This window comes from Novosphingobium sp. AP12, assembly GCF_000281975.1.
Lineage (GTDB): Bacteria > Pseudomonadota > Alphaproteobacteria > Sphingomonadales > Sphingomonadaceae > Novosphingobium.
The window spans coordinates 1-15,777 of record NZ_AKKE01000166.1; the positions used below are offsets into that span (position 1 = coordinate 1).

Sequence of the window (15,777 nt, forward strand, 5' to 3'; positions counted from 1 at the left end):
CGGCGGTCGGCGTGCCCCAGCCGAGGGCGCCTTCGCCCTGCACCGCGATCAGGCTGCGGCCGGTGGCGTCGAGCGCGAAGTGGCTGCCCTTCGCGATGCGGGCATTGGTCATGTGGACGCGCACGCGGGCGAGCAGTTCGTCGATGACGATGGGTTTGCGCAGGTAGTCCACGCCGCCCGCCTCAAGCGCGCGCACGACGTGCTCGCTCTCGGTCAGGCCGGTCATGAAGACGACGGGAATCTGGGCGCTTGAGGGCCGCGCCTTGATCGCCCGGGTGGTCTCGAAACCATCCAGGCCGGGCATCACCGCGTCCATCAGCACGAGGTCGGGGACGACGTGTTCGAGCAGGTCCAGAGCCGCCTCGCCGCTGGTGGCGACAAGTACCGAAATCCCGGACGATTCGAGCGTGTCGGTCAGGAACCGCAGCGATTCCGGGGTGTCGTCGACGACCAGGACAGTATCGGTAGGCACGGTACTCATGACTTATGGGCTCTCACGGTCTTGAGGAGCAACTGGAGATCGAAATTGTCGAGATGTTCGAGCAGCTGTGCAGCGAGCGGGGCGGCTTCGGGTACAGAGTTTTCGAGCATGCGGATAGCCGCCTCGATCCCCCTGACGTGCCCGATCATCGCCTTCTGCTCGATCTCGGCAATGAGCGGGACGACAGCGGGCGGCAGCTGAGCCAGGCCGGGGATTTGGGAGCGATCGGCCGCGGGCTTCTCGCCGATCCAGTGGATCGATAGTTGTTCGGCCACGACATCCAGCATGGCGTCGAGCTCGACCGGCTTCTTGAGGAACATATCGTGGCTTGCCTGCCCGTCGCCGCCCCGGTTGAATTCGTGGACATTGGCCGAGACCATGATGATCTTCACGGCTCGGCCAAGGTCCTCGCGCAGGCGCCGGCAGACATCCCAGCCGGACTCGCCGGGCATCGAGATGTCGAGCAGGACGATGTCGGGACGCTCGGCGAGCGCAAGAGCGTGGCCCTGCTTCCCGTTGAAGGCGTGGAGCACCGTGAAATCGAGAGGTTCGAGCAGGCTGCGTACCACGGCGATCTGCGCCGGATCGTCGTCGATGACCAGCACCTTGCGCCGTTCGCCCTCGTAGCCCGAGACGCGGTCGACTTCCTCGACATCCTGTTGGGGGACGACGACCTGACCCAGCATCAGCTTCACGGTGAAGCGGGCGCCCTGGTCCGGTTCGCTCTCTACGGTCAGATCGCCGCCGAGCATGCGCACCAGCGCCTGCGTGATCGCGAGCCCGAGACCGACGCCCTTTTGACGCTGCGCGTCGGGATTGCCGCCGCGCTCGAACGGCTCGAACACCTTGTCGATGTCTTCCTGCGAGATGCCGATGCCGGTGTCGATCACGTCGAAGGTCGCCATCTCGCTGCGGTACTGGACGCGGAAGGTCACCGAGCCTGCGGGCGTGAACTTGATGGCGTTCGACAGCAGATTGATGAGGATCTGGCGCAGGCGCTTCTGGTCGGTGCGCACGAAGCCGGGCAGGCGCTCGGGCCGCTCGAAGTGGAAGGCGATGCCCCGGGATGCGGCCTGCGGGCGGAACATGTCGGCGATCTGGTCGACGAACGCGGGGAAGCGCACCGTCTCGCTGGAGATGCGCAGCACGCCGCTTTCCACCTGCGAAATGTCGAGCAGGCCCTCGACGAGATTGGTGAGGTGTTCGGAGCTGCGGCGGATCACTTTCGCGGCCTCAACCGGCGTTACGTCGTGTCCGCGTTCGAGCAGCTGGGCATAGCCGTAGATCGAGTTCAGCGGGGAGCGGATCTCATGGCTGACATTCACCAGATAGCGGCTCTTGGCGGTGTTCGCCGACTCCGCCGCTTCCTTGGCGGACTGGAGCTCCTTCATCGTGCGGTTGTGGGCCTCCACCTCTTTGAGGAGGAGGTCGACGTGATGCTCGCTTTCCTGCATTGCCGAGCGGCGCGAGTGGTGGACCAGCACCACGATCCACGCGATGACCCCGCCGCAAAGCGACAGCAGCAGGAACAGCCCGATCAGCACGCCGGAGAAGCGCTCGGCGGCATGCGGCGAGGTCAGCTCGATCTGCCACGACAGCATGCCGACGATTGCCGCGATCACGGCGGTGATGGCGGCCATGACGAAGGCGAAGTGACCCACCGGCGTATGGACGAAGCGGGAGGCGCCGCGCGGGAGCAGACGTTCGAGCCAGAGCGCGAGCTGCTGGGTCGCCCGGCTATCGCGCTTGCAGCGGTCGTGGCAGCGCGCTTCCAGCATGCAGCACAGCGAGCAGATCGGCGCGGCGTGCATGGGGCAGTGCGCCATGTCGTTGAGTTCGAAGCGGTTCTCGCAGATGATGCAAGTCGCCTCCGTCAGCCCCGGCGCCCAGCGCGTGCGGCGCGCGAGGTAGTAACGGCCCTGCGTCGCCAGCGCGATCACCGGGGCCGCGGTGAAGGCGATGGCCAGGCCGATGACCGGGGCGAAGGCCTGTGCCAGCGGGCCGAGCAGGTTGAAATGCGCACATGCCGCCGCCGCGATCGACAGAGCCATGGCGCCGAGCCCGACCGGGTTGAGGTCGTAGAGATGGGCGCGCTTGAACTCGATCCCGCTCGGGGAGAGGCGCAGGGGCTTGGATACGATGAGGTCCGCCGCCAGCGCGCCGATCCACGCTGCGGCGAGCGTGGCGTAGAGGATCAGGATCTGCTCGATGACGGCGAAGATGCCCGTCTCCATCAGCAGCAGCGCCAGCAGGACGTTGAACACCATCCAGACGATGCGGCCGGGGTGGCTGTGGGTCAGGCGCGAGAAGAAGTTCGACCACGCGATCGAGCCGGCATAGGCGTTGGTCACGTTGATCTTGAGCTGGCAGATCACCACGAACAGCCCGGTCAGCACCAGCGAGAACGCCGGCCAGCCGGTCATGCGGGTGAAGATCGCCTGGAACATCGCGGTCGGGCTCGAGGGATCGTCAACGACGAGGCCCTCGCTCGTCACGAACCACGCGAGGTAGGAACCCAGCAGCAGCTTCATACCGCCAACCAGCGTCCAGCCGGGCCCGCCGATCAGCATCGCGGACCACCAGCGGGTCCGACCGATCTTCGATTCCGGCGGGAGGAAGCGCAGGTAGTCCGCCTGCTCGCCGATCTGCGGCAGCAGCGAGAGCAGGGTGGACAGCGCGAAGCCGAAGTGGATCAGCGTGACGCTGCCGTCCGCCAGTCCGAACCTGCCGGAATAGTGCGACCATTCGGCCAGCGCGGCCGGCCCGGCCCAGACGATGTAGGCGATCGGGGCGACCTGCAGGACGATCCAGACATGCTGCGTCCAGGCCTGGAAGCGGGTGATCGCGCTCATCCCGTAGAAGGCGATGGGGATCACCACGAGTGCGCAGATCAGGTAGGCCACGCTCATCGGCATGCCCGTCATGGCGCGCAGGGCGACCGCCATGATCGTCGCTTCCACCGAGAACAGCAGGAAGGTGAACGAGGCGTAGACCAGCGAGGTGATCGTCGAGCCCAGATAGCCGAAGCCCGCGCCCCGCGTCAGCAGGTCGATGTCGAGCCCGCGCCGGGCGGACTGGTAGGCGATCGGCAGGCTCAGCACGAACATCAGCGCCATGCCCGCGGCGATGGCGGCGACGGCGTTGGCGAAGCCGTAGGTCAGCGTGATCGATGCGCCGATCGCCTCGCAGGCGAGGAAGGCAGTGGCGCCGATCGCCGTGCCCGCCACCGTGCGCGGGGCCCATCGGCGCGCCTTGTCCGCCGTGAAGCGCAGCGCGTAGTCCTCGAGCGTCTGCGTCGCGACCCACTTGTTGTAGAGGCGCTTTTCTTTCAGGACATAATCGGGGTGCTTCATCATCAACCGGTCGTGAGCGCCCGTTCGCGGGGTCGCAGGCCGCCGGTGGCGACGATGAAGTCGACGATCTCGTCCAGCCCGATCATGTCCTTGAGGTTGGTGAACAGGAATGGCCGGCTCCCGCGCATCTTGCGGGAATCGCGGTCCATGACGCCGAGGTCGGCGCCGACCAGTGGGGCGAGGTCGATCTTGTTGATGACCAGCAGGTCGGAGCGGGTGATGCCGGGGCCGCCCTTGCGCGGGATCTTGTCGCCCGCCGAAACGTCGATCACGTAGATGGTGATGTCCGCCAGTTCCGGGCTGAAGGTGGCGGCCAGGTTGTCCCCGCCGCTCTCGATGAAGATGACTTCCAGGCCGGGGAATTTCTTCGCCATCTCGTCGACGGCGACGAGGTTGATGCTGGCGTCCTCGCGGATGGCGGTGTGCGGGCAGCCGCCGGTTTCCACGCCCATGATGCGCTCGGGGTCGAGCGCGCCGGAGCGGGTGAGGAACTCCGCATCCTCGCGGGTGTAGATGTCGTTGGTAATGGCGGCGATGTTGTACTGCTCGCGCATCGCCTTGCAGAGCCGGTCGGTCAGCGCCGTCTTGCCGGAGCCGACGGGGCCGCCGATGCCGACGCGCAGGGGACCATGACTCGGACCGTTGTGGTTGCTCATGAGCGGAAAAGCCTTGTGTAGAGAGTTTCGTGGGCGATCGAGGCCAGCTCGAGCTGCGGCGCAGCGGTGCCGAGGTCGTCCAGCGAGGCGGCGAGGGCGCGTGCGGCAATGCCCTCGATCAGCGGCGCGAGGGCGGCAAGCGCAAGCTGTCCGTCGGTCTGGCCGAGCGGGACAAGCCGCACGCCTGCCGAGACGAGGTTGGCGGCGGTGGAATGGAGCATCGCATGGAGCGCGGGCTCCAGCGAAACCGCGTGGGCGGCGCAGGCGAGCGCCAGGACAGCGCAGTGCGCCACCGGCCAGTCGCCGTTGCGGGCCGCGAAGGCATCGAGCGCGGGATGCGGCCAGGCCTTGCGGGTGACGGTGAGGAACGAGGCGCCTTGCTGGCGGGCCTCCAGCGCGGTCTCGCTGCTGCCCCGGAAGGCGGCGGCAAGCTCGGAGATTTCGTCGAAAGCGCTCTCGTCGCCCGCTGCTTTCCATGCGTGGACCAACAGCACCGCATCGACCCAGCCGCCGCCCCGCGACAGCACCGCCTCGACATAGGTGACGACGTCCATCGCCGTGCGCACCCGGCCGTCCTCGACGGCGGTTTCGAGGCCGTGGCTGTAGGTGAAGCTGCCGACCGGGTAGGACGGCGAGGTCCAGGCCAGCAGCCGGTGTAGCGCGCCTTCACCCACCATGGGCGTGGCCGTGGTGGTGATGGTCGTCCTCGGCGAGCGGGTCGTGGACGTGGCTGCGCGCGTGGGCATGGTCGTGCGAGTGGTCGCAGTGTTCGTCGTGATCGTGGGCCGCGTGGGCGTGTCCATGGCCTGAGTAGGCGCCGCCCTCGGGCGTGAACGGTGCTTCGATCTTCGTCACCGCCGCGCCCAGGCCTTCCAGCATCGCGTTGATGACGTGGTCGTCGCGCAGGCGGATGGCGTGGGGGTGCAGTTCGGCGGGGAGGTGCCGGTTGCCGATGTGCCAGGCAAGGCGGATCATCGCCGCCGGGTCCTGCGCGGTCACTTCGACCAGTGCCTCGGCCGCGGCGAGCACTTCGACGAGGCGCCCGTCCGAAAGCTGCAGCGCGTCGCCGTGGCCCAGCACCTGCGCGCGCGGCAGGTCGAGCAGGAAGGCGGTGCCGTGGTCGGCGGTGTAGTACCAGCGGCGGCGGTGGCGCGCATCGTGGTCGAGGGTGATGTGGTCGGCGGCCCCGCCGGACCAGCGGCCATGGGGGATGACTTCGTGGACGGTCAGCATGGGAAGGGCCTTGTCGTGTCGGGGCAGGAGGAAGACGCGAGGCGCATCAGAACAGGAAATAGCGCTGGGCAAAGGGTAGCACGCTGGCCGGCTCGCAGGTTAGAAGTTCCCCGTCGGCGCGCACTTCGTAGGTTTCGGGATCGACTTCGATGTGCGGCATCGCGTCGTTGAGCACCATCGAGGCCTTGGAGATGCCGCCGCGCGTGTTGCGCACCGCTTCCAGCGGGCGCTGCAAGCCAAGGCGCTGCGCGACGCCGCCCTCGATCCCCGCAGCCGAGACGAAGTGCAGCGACGAGGCCACGCCGGCCGCGCCCAAGGCGCCGAACATCGGGCGGTAATGCACTGGCTGCGGCGTCGGGATGCTCGCATTGGCGTCGCCCATCGGCGCGGTCGCGATGGAGCCGCCCTTGATGACCATGTCCGGCTTCACCGCGAAGAAGGCGGGGCTCCACAACACGAGGTCGGCCAGCTTGCCCACCGCGACCGAGCCGACGACGTGGCTTATGCCGTGGGCGACGGCCGGGTTGATGGTGTACTTGGCGATGTAGCGTTTGGCGCGGAAGTTGTCGGAATCGGCATCGTCGGTGCCGAGCGATCCGCGCTGCTGCTTCATCTTGTCGGCGGTCTGCCAGCAGCGGATCACCGTTTCACCCACGCGGCCCATCGCCTGGCTGTCGGACGACATCATCGAGAAGGCGCCGAGGTCGTGGAGGATGTCTTCCGCCGCGATGGTCTCCTTGCGGATGCGGCTGTCGGCGAAGGCCACGTCCTCGGCGATGCGGGGATCGAGGTGGTGGCAGACCATCAGCATGTCGAGGTGCTCCTCGATCGTGTTGACGGTGTAGGGCCGGGTCGGGTTGGTGGACGAGGGCAGCACGTTGGGCAGGCCCGCCACGCGGATGATGTCCGGCGCATGGCCGCCGCCCGCGCCTTCGGTGTGGAAGGCGTGGATGGTGCGGCCCGCGAAGGCGGCGATCGTGCTCTCGACGAAGCCGCCTTCGTTCAGGGTGTCGGAGTGGAGCGTGACCTGCACGTCGTACTCGTCTGCCACCTTGAGGCAGCAGTCTATGGTGGCGGGCGTGGTGCCCCAGTCCTCGTGCAGCTTGAGCCCGCAGGCGCCCGCGCGGACCATCTCCTCCAGCGCGCCGGGCGTGGAGGCGTTGCCCTTGCCAAACAGGCCGAAGTTCATCGGCAGAGCTTCCAGCGCCTGCAGCATCCGGCCGATGTGCCACGCGCCCGGTGTGCAGGTGGTGGCCAGCGTGCCGTGCGCCGGGCCGGTGCCGCCGCCGAGCATCGTGGTGATTCCGGAATTGAGAGCCTCGTCCACCTGCTGCGGGCAGATGAAGTGGATATGGGCGTCGATCCCGCCAGCGGTGAGGATGCGGCCCTCGCCGGCGATGATCTCGGTGCCGGGGCCGATCGGAATGTCGACGCCGGGCTGGACGTCCGGGTTGCCCGCCTTGCCGATGGCGCTGATCCGCCCGTCGCGGATGGCGATGTCGGCCTTGATGATGCCCCAGTGGTCGAGGATCACGGCGTTGGTGATGACGGTATCGGGCGCGCCCTCGGCGCGCGTCATCTGCGACTGGCCCATGCCGTCGCGGATGACCTTGCCGCCGCCGAACTTCACTTCCTCGCCGTAGACCGTGCGGTCTTCCTCGATGCGGATGAGCAGCGAGCTGTCGCCCAGCCTGATGCGGTCGCCCACGGTGGGGCCGAACATGCCGGCATAGGCGCGGCGGTTCATGGTGACGGGCATCAGAGGTCTCCCATCACGGCGCCGCGGAAGCCGAACACGCGTCGCGCCCCGGCATAGGCGATCAGCGTGACCTCGCGGGTCTGGCCCGGCTCGAAGCGGACGGCGGTGCCCGAGGCGATGTCGAGCCGGTAGCCCCGCGCGGCCTCGCGGTCGAACTCTAGCGCCGGGTTGGTCTCGGCGAAGTGGTAGTGGCTGCCGACCTGGATAGGCCGGTCGCCGGTGTTCGCGACCGAGAGGCTGATGCCTTCGCGGCCCTCGTTCAGCACGATCTCGCCCTCGGCGGGGATGATCTCACCCGGGATCATCGGATAGGCCTGTGGACGGTGACGAGCTTGGTGCCGTCGGGGAAGGTCGCCTCGACCTGGATGTCGTGGATCATCTCGGCGATGCCCTCCATAACCTGCTCGCGGGTGATGACGTGGGCGCCGCTGGCCATCAGCTCGGCGACCGGCCGCCCGTCCCGCGCCCCCTCGACGACATGGTCGGTGATGAGCGCGATGGCCTCGGGATGGTTGAGCTTCACCCCCCGCTCCAGTCGCTTTCGGGCGACGATGGCGGCCATGGCAATGAGCAGCTTGTCTTTTTCGCGACCGGTGAGATTCATGGTGCCTAGCAGTAGCAGATGGAGGGGAGGCGCGGCGATAGTCCGAATACGGCGGAGCGCAGGATTTCCGCAGACCGGAGCGCGATATCGCGGACATGGCGCGGGTCGGGCCCGGTCATGCGCACGATCAGCAGTCCGTCGAGGCAGGTGGCACCGCCGTGGGGCGCAGGCACCAGCGTGCGGGCGAGTTCGAGATGGGCGGCCGCGTCCGGCCCGGCGTAGACCATCGTCAGCACCGCGATCGCGCCGTCGAAGCCGAATGGCCGAGCCGCGATTTCAGCCACGTCGCCATCGATGTGCAGCGTGTCTGCCCACACCAGCCGCCCGCCGCGCCGGATGCGCCAGCCGTCGTGGATAAGGCCGCTCTCGAAGGTCTCGCCCATCGCGCCCCGGCCCAGCACGATCATCTCGGCGGCGAGCAGCCTCGCGTCCGGGGCCATGTCGATGTCGAGGGAGCGGCGCATGCGGCTGCGGTCGAACAGGATGGCTTCCTGCGCCAGCCACTCGCAGCGGCTGCCGGCGCCAAGCGAGATGCGCGTCTCGATGCGGGTCGGCGGATCGTCGGGCAGGGCGCGGTAGATCTTCTCCGCCGCCTGCGGAATGACCGTGGCGCTGGCCTCGGCGTCGATCCTGACGTGCAGCGAGAGCCGGTCGCCGCCGGTCAGCCCGCCGCTGGTGGTGACGGTGACGACGAGCGGAAACTCGCCCGCGTCGATATCCGGGAACAGCAGCCGCGCCGGGGCGACCTGCTTCAGATCGCGCAGGCCCCGGGGTCCGAAATGCACCATCGCCGCGCCGTCCACGCGCTGCAGCCGCGAGCGCGGCGCGGCCTTTTCGGCGGGCGGGACGGGGGCGGCGAGCATCATCGGCGTTTCGCTGGCGGCCCGGCAAGGGGGCATGGGGCATTTGACGTATGGGCTAATGCGCTGCCCGCGCGATCCGCACCAAAAAAAGGAGGTCCGGGCGCGAAGCCCGGACCTCCCTGAAGTCTCGTCTTGGGTGGGTTATACCGAAACGTGGCGAACACCCCCTGACCGCTTCGTGAGGGCGAAGCGGGCGGGTGAGCCTTCGAAACAACCACTGCGTGGCCATTTAGCGAACTGCTCGCCGAGCGCCCTACGTCAATCGCCCCATGCGCCGATCGGGCGCGCGGGATTAGGACCGGGCATAATGCTGATCGCTCTGTCGTTCCTGTTCGGGCTTGGTATCATCCTGCTCGCGGTCGCCGTCCTGGCGACGCGGCGGCAGACGCGCCTCGCCCGCCAGTCGCTGACTCCGGTCGGGCGCATCCCGGTGAACGACGACGTCCGCGATCTGGAGCCGGCCCCCATCGTCTGCGCTCCCGCCATTTCAGGCGAGACGCTGACCATCGGCGGCACCAGCCGCGATCCGCGCCTTCTGCTGCTGCTGTTCGTCGAGGCGGGCTCGGACTTGTGCGACCACGTCGTGCGCGATGCGGTGGAACTGTGCGCGCAGGCCGACGTAAGGCTGCTGCTGCTCGGCGACGGAGACGTCAACGACTACGCCGCATTCATGGTGCGCAATGGCCTCGGCGCCCAAGACATCATCCTCGACGCGGCGGCGAACGAGGATTTCCAGATCGGGCCGGTCCCCTCCGCCGCCCTTATCGATGCGAACGGACACCTGCTTGCGCGTGGGACCGTACAGCGGCAGGAACAGCTGGAAGCGCTGCTCGCTGCGGTGGGCACAAAGGCGCCGCGGCAATATATAGAGCTTACAGGGAGTACCATGACGTGAATGCCTCCGAGAACCGCCCCGCAGCCCGGCGCGGCCGGGTCGCAGCGACCTGCGCGGTGCTTGCCGCCGGCGGCGCCTTGGCCTTCGGCCTCGCCGGAATGAGCGGCGCGCCGCGCGCACAGGCCGCGCCCAAGCCCTACTCCGCGAACTGCCAAGTCTGCCACAAGGCCGATGGCAGCGGCACCACCGGCGTTTTTCCGCGCCTCAGCGGGCGCCTGGGCACGGCAGCAGCGAGCAAGGAAGGCCGCAAGTGGCTGGTTTCGGTGGTGCTCTACGGCCAGTCGGGTGCGATCACCGTCAACGGCAAGCCGATCCGCGCCGCCATGCTGCCCTTCCAGCGCCTGCCCGATGCCGATGTCGCGTCCGCTCTCAACTGGGCCGTGAAGGGAGGCAAGCCCTTCACGCCAGCGGAGGTCGCTACCGTGCGCGGTGCGGGTCCAACGACTGCCGTCAAAGTCGGTGAAATGCGCAAGACGATCGCGGACCAGCTCAAGTAAGCACGGCCGCAAGAGGGGAATGAGGGGCAGATGGCGATCCGATTCACGGTGAACGGCGCGGCGCGGGAAATCGATGTCGACCCGGAGAAACCGCTTCTCTGGGCCCTGCGCGAGGATCTGGGCCTGCCGGGCACCAAGTTCGGCTGCGGCGCGGGGCTGTGCGGCGCGTGCACTGTCCACCTCGACGGCGCCGCGATCCGCGCGTGCCTGACCCCCGTCGGCTCGGTGGAGGGACAGTCGATCACCACCATCGAGGGCGTCGCCGCGCTCGACGCCGGGCGCCGCGTGGGTGAGGCCTGGCACACCCTCGACGTACCGCAGTGCGGCTACTGCCAGGCCGGACAGATCATGAGCGCGGTCGCCCTGCTCACCGAAGTGCCCGACCCCGACGATGCCGCCATCGACGCGGCGATGGCCGGGAACCTGTGCCGCTGCTCGACCTACGTGCGCATCCGCGCGGGGATCAAGGCTGCCGCCAAGAGCAGAGGAGCCGCAGCATGACCGCAGCAATGCTCAGCCGCCGCCGCTTCGTCGGTGCTTCGCTGCTCGCCGGTGGCGGGCTGATGTTCGAGCTGGCCGTGCCGATCGCCGCCCACGCAGCCGACGGCGCGGAGCCTAGGCTTCTCACCGCATTCATCCGGGTCCTTCCGGGCAACCGATTCGTGATCGGCGGCAAGAACGCCGAGATCGGGCAGGGCGCCAAGACCTCGCTGCCGATGATGATCGCCGAGGAATTCGACGTCGACTGGGATCAGGTCACTGTCGAGCAGACCCACGCCGACCAGTCGCTGTTCGGCGCCCAGAGCGCGGGCGGCAGCCGCACCACGGCGCGCGAATGGCTGCCGATGCGGCAAGCGGGCGCAGCGGCGCGGCAGATGCTGGTCATGGCCGCGGCGCGCAAGTGGAACGTGCCGGAAGATGGCCCGACGACCGCCAGCGGCATGGTGAAGGACCGCCGCTCGGGCCGCTCGATCGCCTATGTCGACCTTGCGCCGGAAGCCGCGATGCTCACCCCGCCCGATCCCTCGGCGCTGAAGCTCAAGGACCCGGCGCAATACCGCATCATCGGCAAGCCGATCCCCGGCGTCGATACCCCCGCGATCGTCGCGGGCAAGCCGCTGTTCGGCATAGACGTCGCGCAGCCCGGCCTGCTTCACGCCGTGCTGGAGACCTGCCCGGCGGTGGGCGGACGGTTCAAGTCAGCCAACCTCGACACCGTTCGCGCGCTGCCCGGCGTGCGCCATGTCCTGACCATCACCGGCAACGGCGAGGCGGAATCCCTGCTCGACGGCGTCGCGATTCTCGCCGAAAGCTTCTGGGCCGCGAACAAGGCGCGCGAGAGCCTCGAAGTGGCGTGGGACGACAGCGCGCAGGCAGGCTTCTCGACCGAAAGCTACGCTGCGCAGGCCGCGACGGCGCTCGGCGCCAAGGCGGCAAGCGAAGTGCTGCGCAAGGGCGAGCCCGACGCCGCCTTCGCCGCTGCGGCCCGCACGGTCGAGGCGCGCTACGATTATCCCTTCCTCGCGCACGGCACGCTCGAGCCGCAAAACTGCACCGCGCTGTTCAAGGACGGCGCGCTGGAAATCTGGGCGCCCACCCAGAACCCGGAGAACGGGCGCGGTCTCGTCGCCAAAGCGCTTGGCATCGCGCCCGAGAAGATCCGCATCAACCTCACGCGCATCGGCGGGGGCTTCGGGCGGCGGCTGATGAACGACTACATGGTGCAGGCCGCCGCGATCGCAGCCAAGGTGCCGGGCACGCCGGTCAAGCTGCTCTACACCCGCCAGGACGACTTCCGCCGCGACTTCTACCGGCCCGCCGGCTGGCACGCCTTCGCCGCCGCGCTCGACGGCGAGGGCAAGGTCACCGCCTTCCGCGACCATTTCGTCGGCTTCGGTACGGGCGAGGCGCCGGTGCGCGCGGGCGAGCTGCCGGGCGCGATGGTGCCGGCGAACCTCGTGGACGCGGTGCTGCTCGAACAGGACCTGCTCGCCACCAACCTGCCGACCGGTTGGCTGCGCGCGCCGGGCTCCAACGCGCTCGGATTCGTTTCGCAAGCCTTCCTCGACGAAGTGGCCGAGGCGGCGGGCAAGGACCTGCCCTCGCTCATGCTCGACCTGCTGGGAAGCCCGCGCGCGCTGGCGGGCGAGGGACGCGGACCCGCCTTCCATACCGGCCGCGCCCGGGGCGTGATCGAAAAGGTCGTCGCGATGGCCGACTGGCAGGGCCGCGGCAAGCTGCCGAAGGGCCGCGGCAAGGGCTTCGGGTTCTATTTCAGCCATGCCGGCTACTTCGCCGAAGTGGTCGAAGTTTCCGTCGCCGACGGGCAGGTCAAGGTCCACGAGGTATGGGCGGCGGGAGATGTCGGCAGCCAGATCGTCAACCCGCTCAATGCGCTGCACCAGGTGCAGGGCTCGGTGATCGAAGGGCTGGGGCAAGCGCTCGCCGGGCAGAAGATCACGCAGGTCGCGGGGGTGGTCGAGCAGGCGAATTTCGACACCCACCCCTTCCAGCGCATCGATGCGACGCCAAAAATCAACGTCGAGTTCGTCATCACCGACAACCCGCCGACCGGCCTTGGCGAACCGGCGCTGCCGCCGGTGATCCCGGCGCTCGTCAACGCGATCCATGCGGCGACCGGCAAGCGGGTGCGCAGCCTGCCGGTGGACCTTGCCTGACGCCGCGACGCGTTCGCCGCATCCATGCGTCATTTGACGTAGGGGGCTCGCGCCAGCCAATGTCGTAGCGTCGGGGCAGGGAAGTAGGCTACGTATTTCGTCATAGGCTTCTTCCCATGCGCTGGGGCGGCGGCGCGGTGAGCACGGAAGCGCGCGGTTGAAAGAAGGGTATGTGATCCATGTGGAGTCCTGAACTCATGCTGCGCAAAATGCTGCACTTGGTCGTGCTCGTCGTGGGTCTGGCGCTGATGCCCATCCCGGCGTTGGCGGACGTGTCGCCGGTCGGCGCACATACGCTCGAACGTGGCGCGGTGGTGCGCGGGTACGAACTGATCGCCGCGGCGCCGAACCTGCTCGCCAGCAACGACTCGCTGACGCCGCCGCTGACAGACGGGGCACCGCAGGCCCGGCCGCTACCGCAGGTCGCGAGCTACTATACGTGGCAGGGCGTGATGCACATCCTGGGCGGATGGGACCACCTCTGCTTCGTTCTGTGCCTGTGCCTGCTGGCGCGCGGGCGGTTCCTGCTGGCGCTGGTGACGACCTTCACCTTGGGCCACTCACTCAGCCTCGGCCTTGCCTTCTTCGACGTGATCCATGTGCCGGTGCCTCCGGTCGAGGTTGTTATCGCGCTTTCCATCGCCTTCATGGCGCGCGAGGCGCTGCGGGCGCAGAGGAACGGGCTGGACCAGGGGGCCGAGGTACGGCGCCGCCAGATCGCGGTGGTGGCTGGCTTCGGCCTGCTGCACGGCCTCGGTTTCGCAACTGTGCTGCACGAACTCGGCGTGGCGCCGGGCGAGCGGGCGAGTGGGCTGTTGTTCTTCAATGCCGGCGTGGAGCTGGGCCAGTTGCTGTTCGTCGGCGCGGTGCTCGGCGTCATGGGGATCGCCGGTGCGTTCGACCGGCGAGAGCCGGTGCGCCGCGCCGCGCTCTATTTCGCTGGCCTCGTCGGCTGCTTCTGGGCGGTCGAGCGCGTGGCCGGCTTCAGCCTGGGCATCGCGTGAACGCCGCAAGGGAAGCGCTCTCCCGAGGGGACCTGCCGCGCGCGATGGAAGCGGCGCGGGCCATGGCGGAGGGCCGTCCGAACGAGGGCGAAGGACCTTTCCTCATGGGCATCGCCGCGGCGGAGGCGGGGAAGGTCGGGCAGGCGGTGCCGCTCGTCGAAGAGGCGCTGTCGCGCGATCCGAACAATGCCGAGTACCTTGCTCAGTACGCCCGGCTGCTGATTTTGCTGCGCCGCGACGGGGAGGCGGCGGATGCCGCGCGCTCGGCGCTGGAGGCGCCCGGCAGCGACGCGCGCACGATGGACACGGTGGGCTGCGTGCTGGCCCGGCTAGGCGACCACGAAGGCTCGATTGCGCCTTTCGGGGAAGCCGTCGCGCGCGAACCCGGCAATCTGGACTACCGCTACAACCTCGCGGCCGCATGCGGTTTCACCGGGCGGGTGGCAGAGGCCCGGGGGCACTACGAGGTCATCCTCAGCGCCGATCCAGGTGAGCCGCGCACGCATTATGCGCTTTCGATCCTGTCGCGCCAGACGCGCGAGGCGAACCACGTCGACCGGCTCGAGGCGGCCGTTGCCAGCGCACGGAAGCCGCAGGACCTCGTGCGCCTGCGCTATGCGCTCGCCAAGGAACTGGAGGACATCGGCGAACCCCGGCGCGCCTTCGCGGCGCTGAGCGCCGCCAACGCCGATCACAAGCGCGCGTCCGGCTACGATTTCGCGCAGGACGCGGCGATCTTCGACGCCATCGAAGCGGCCTTCGGGCAGGCGCCCGAGGCCGGGCCCGGCAACCCGGACGACACGCCGATCTTCGTCGTCGGCATGCCGCGCACCGGCACCACGCTGGTCGATCGCATCCTGTCCTCGCACCCCGAGGTCGGGTCGGCGGGGGAACTGCAGGCGATGCCGCTGGCGATCAAGCAGGCGGCGGGAACGCCGTCGCGCACGGTGCTCGATCCCGAGACGGTGAGCGCGGCGATGGGCGCTGAGCCTGCGGAGATCGGCCGACGCTATCTCGACCGCGCGGCACACCATCGTCCCGCGGGAAGCCCACGCTTCGTGGACAAGCTACCGGCGAATTTCCTCAACGTGGGGCACATTGCCCGAGCCCTGCCGAACGCGCGGATCGTCTGCCTGCGGCGCGGCCCGATGGACACGGTGTGGAGCAACTTCCGCAACCTGTTCGCCACGCAGTCACCCTACTACGCCTATTCCTACGACCTGCTCGACACGGCGCGGTATTACGCGCGGTTCGACCAGCTGATGGCGCTGTGGGAGCGGCTGTTCCCCGGCCGCGTTCTCCAATTGGGTTACGAGGCGCTGGTAGCCGACCAGCAGAGCGAGACGCGGCGCCTGCTCGAGCACTGCGGTCTGAGCTGGGACCCGGCTTGCCTCGCCTTCCACGAGAACCGCGCGGCCGTCGCCACGCCGAGCGCTGCGCAGGTGCGCCGCAGCCTCAATGCCGATGGCATCGGCCGGTGGAAGACGCATGATGCGGGGATGGCCGAGGTGCGCGCGTTCTTCGAGGCCGAGGGTATCGCGGTGGACTGACGTCATCCCAGCGAACGCTGGGATCGCTGGCATGGTCGCGCGAGCATGGGGCTGGGCGGTTGCTGTCGGTTGGCCGTGGGCGAGGTTCGGCCTGAAGGGTACACAGCGGTCCCAGCCTGCGCTGGGATGGGGGCTTGACAATACGAACCATTTAGGTTATATGGCCCAGCATCCGGCAGCCGAAGTACAAGGCGAAGCGGTGTT

At 68.6% G+C, this 15,777-nt stretch carries 15 protein-coding genes; 6 read left to right on the top strand and 9 right to left on the bottom strand.

Going from position 1 to position 15,777, the window contains the following annotated elements; translation table 11 throughout:
• The 9 genes from PMI02_RS23400 to PMI02_RS23440 all read right to left on the bottom strand — a co-directional run.
• A partial coding sequence (locus PMI02_RS23400; protein WP_007687695.1) for a response regulator occupies nucleotides 1-481 on the bottom strand: 481 nt, incomplete at its 3' end.
• Nucleotides 478-3,837 carry an ATP-binding protein gene (locus tag PMI02_RS23405; RefSeq protein WP_007687697.1) on the bottom strand — a complete coding sequence of 1,120 codons (3,360 nt, stop codon included), beginning with the start codon at nucleotides 3,835-3,837 and terminating at the stop codon, nucleotides 478-480. The genes PMI02_RS23400 and PMI02_RS23405, both read right to left, overlap by 4 nt.
• Nucleotides 3,837-4,490: an urease accessory protein UreG gene (gene ureG / locus PMI02_RS23410; RefSeq protein WP_007687698.1), complete on the bottom strand. Its 654-nt coding sequence runs from the start codon at nucleotides 4,488-4,490 to the stop codon at nucleotides 3,837-3,839. The genes PMI02_RS23405 and ureG overlap by 1 nt, the downstream gene beginning before the upstream one ends.
• On the bottom strand, nucleotides 4,487-5,236 hold the full coding sequence (locus PMI02_RS23415) for an urease accessory protein UreF (RefSeq protein ID WP_238539150.1): 750 nt from the start codon (nucleotides 5,234-5,236) through the stop codon (nucleotides 4,487-4,489). Before PMI02_RS23415 ends, ureG begins: the two co-directional genes overlap by 4 nt.
• Complete coding sequence (locus tag PMI02_RS23420; protein WP_007687702.1) at nucleotides 5,157-5,723, bottom strand: urease accessory protein UreE; 567 nt, start codon at nucleotides 5,721-5,723, stop codon at nucleotides 5,157-5,159. Before PMI02_RS23420 ends, PMI02_RS23415 begins: the two co-directional genes overlap by 80 nt.
• Before the next feature lie 46 nt (nucleotides 5,724-5,769).
• Complete coding sequence (ureC, locus tag PMI02_RS23425) at nucleotides 5,770-7,482, bottom strand: urease subunit alpha (protein WP_007687704.1); 1,713 nt, start codon at nucleotides 7,480-7,482, stop codon at nucleotides 5,770-5,772.
• Nucleotides 7,482-7,787, bottom strand: coding sequence for an urease subunit beta (locus PMI02_RS23430; protein WP_007687706.1), 306 nt, complete (start codon nucleotides 7,785-7,787; stop codon nucleotides 7,482-7,484). The genes ureC and PMI02_RS23430 overlap by 1 nt, the downstream gene beginning before the upstream one ends.
• Nucleotides 7,784-8,086, bottom strand: coding sequence for an urease subunit gamma (locus PMI02_RS23435; RefSeq protein WP_007687708.1), 303 nt, complete (start codon nucleotides 8,084-8,086; stop codon nucleotides 7,784-7,786). Before PMI02_RS23435 ends, PMI02_RS23430 begins: the two co-directional genes overlap by 4 nt.
• Nucleotides 8,087-8,091: 5 nt before the next feature.
• Complete coding sequence (locus PMI02_RS23440) at nucleotides 8,092-8,952, bottom strand: urease accessory protein UreD (protein ID WP_036505232.1); 861 nt, start codon at nucleotides 8,950-8,952, stop codon at nucleotides 8,092-8,094.
• 304 nt (nucleotides 8,953-9,256) lie between these two features.
• On the opposite strand from PMI02_RS23440, the gene PMI02_RS23445 reads away from it, so the two are divergent.
• The 6 genes from PMI02_RS23445 (at nucleotide 9,257) to PMI02_RS23470 (ending at nucleotide 15,573) form a co-directional block, all read left to right on the top strand.
• A complete protein-coding gene (locus tag PMI02_RS23445) occupies nucleotides 9,257-9,844 on the top strand; it encodes a hypothetical protein (RefSeq protein ID WP_007687712.1) in 588 nt (195 codons plus the stop codon).
• A complete protein-coding gene (locus tag PMI02_RS26110) occupies nucleotides 9,841-10,341 on the top strand; it encodes a cytochrome c (protein ID WP_007687713.1) in 501 nt (166 codons plus the stop codon). The genes PMI02_RS23445 and PMI02_RS26110 overlap by 4 nt, the downstream gene beginning before the upstream one ends.
• Nucleotides 10,342-10,371: 30 nt before the next feature.
• Nucleotides 10,372-10,842, top strand: coding sequence for a (2Fe-2S)-binding protein (locus tag PMI02_RS23455; protein ID WP_007687715.1), 471 nt, complete (start codon nucleotides 10,372-10,374; stop codon nucleotides 10,840-10,842).
• Nucleotides 10,839-13,019 (top strand): xanthine dehydrogenase family protein molybdopterin-binding subunit, encoded by a 2,181-nt coding sequence (locus PMI02_RS23460; protein WP_007687717.1) that lies wholly within the window; start codon nucleotides 10,839-10,841, stop codon nucleotides 13,017-13,019. Before PMI02_RS23455 ends, PMI02_RS23460 begins: the two co-directional genes overlap by 4 nt.
• Nucleotides 13,020-13,198: 179 nt before the next feature.
• Nucleotides 13,199-14,023 carry a HupE/UreJ family protein gene (locus PMI02_RS26665; protein ID WP_081496771.1) on the top strand — a complete coding sequence of 275 codons (825 nt, stop codon included), beginning with the start codon at nucleotides 13,199-13,201 and terminating at the stop codon, nucleotides 14,021-14,023.
• Nucleotides 14,024-14,067: 44 nt separating this feature from the next.
• Nucleotides 14,068-15,573 carry a sulfotransferase gene (locus PMI02_RS23470; RefSeq protein WP_007687719.1) on the top strand — a complete coding sequence of 502 codons (1,506 nt, stop codon included), beginning with the start codon at nucleotides 14,068-14,070 and terminating at the stop codon, nucleotides 15,571-15,573.
• The last annotated feature ends 204 nt before the right edge of the window (nucleotides 15,574-15,777 follow it).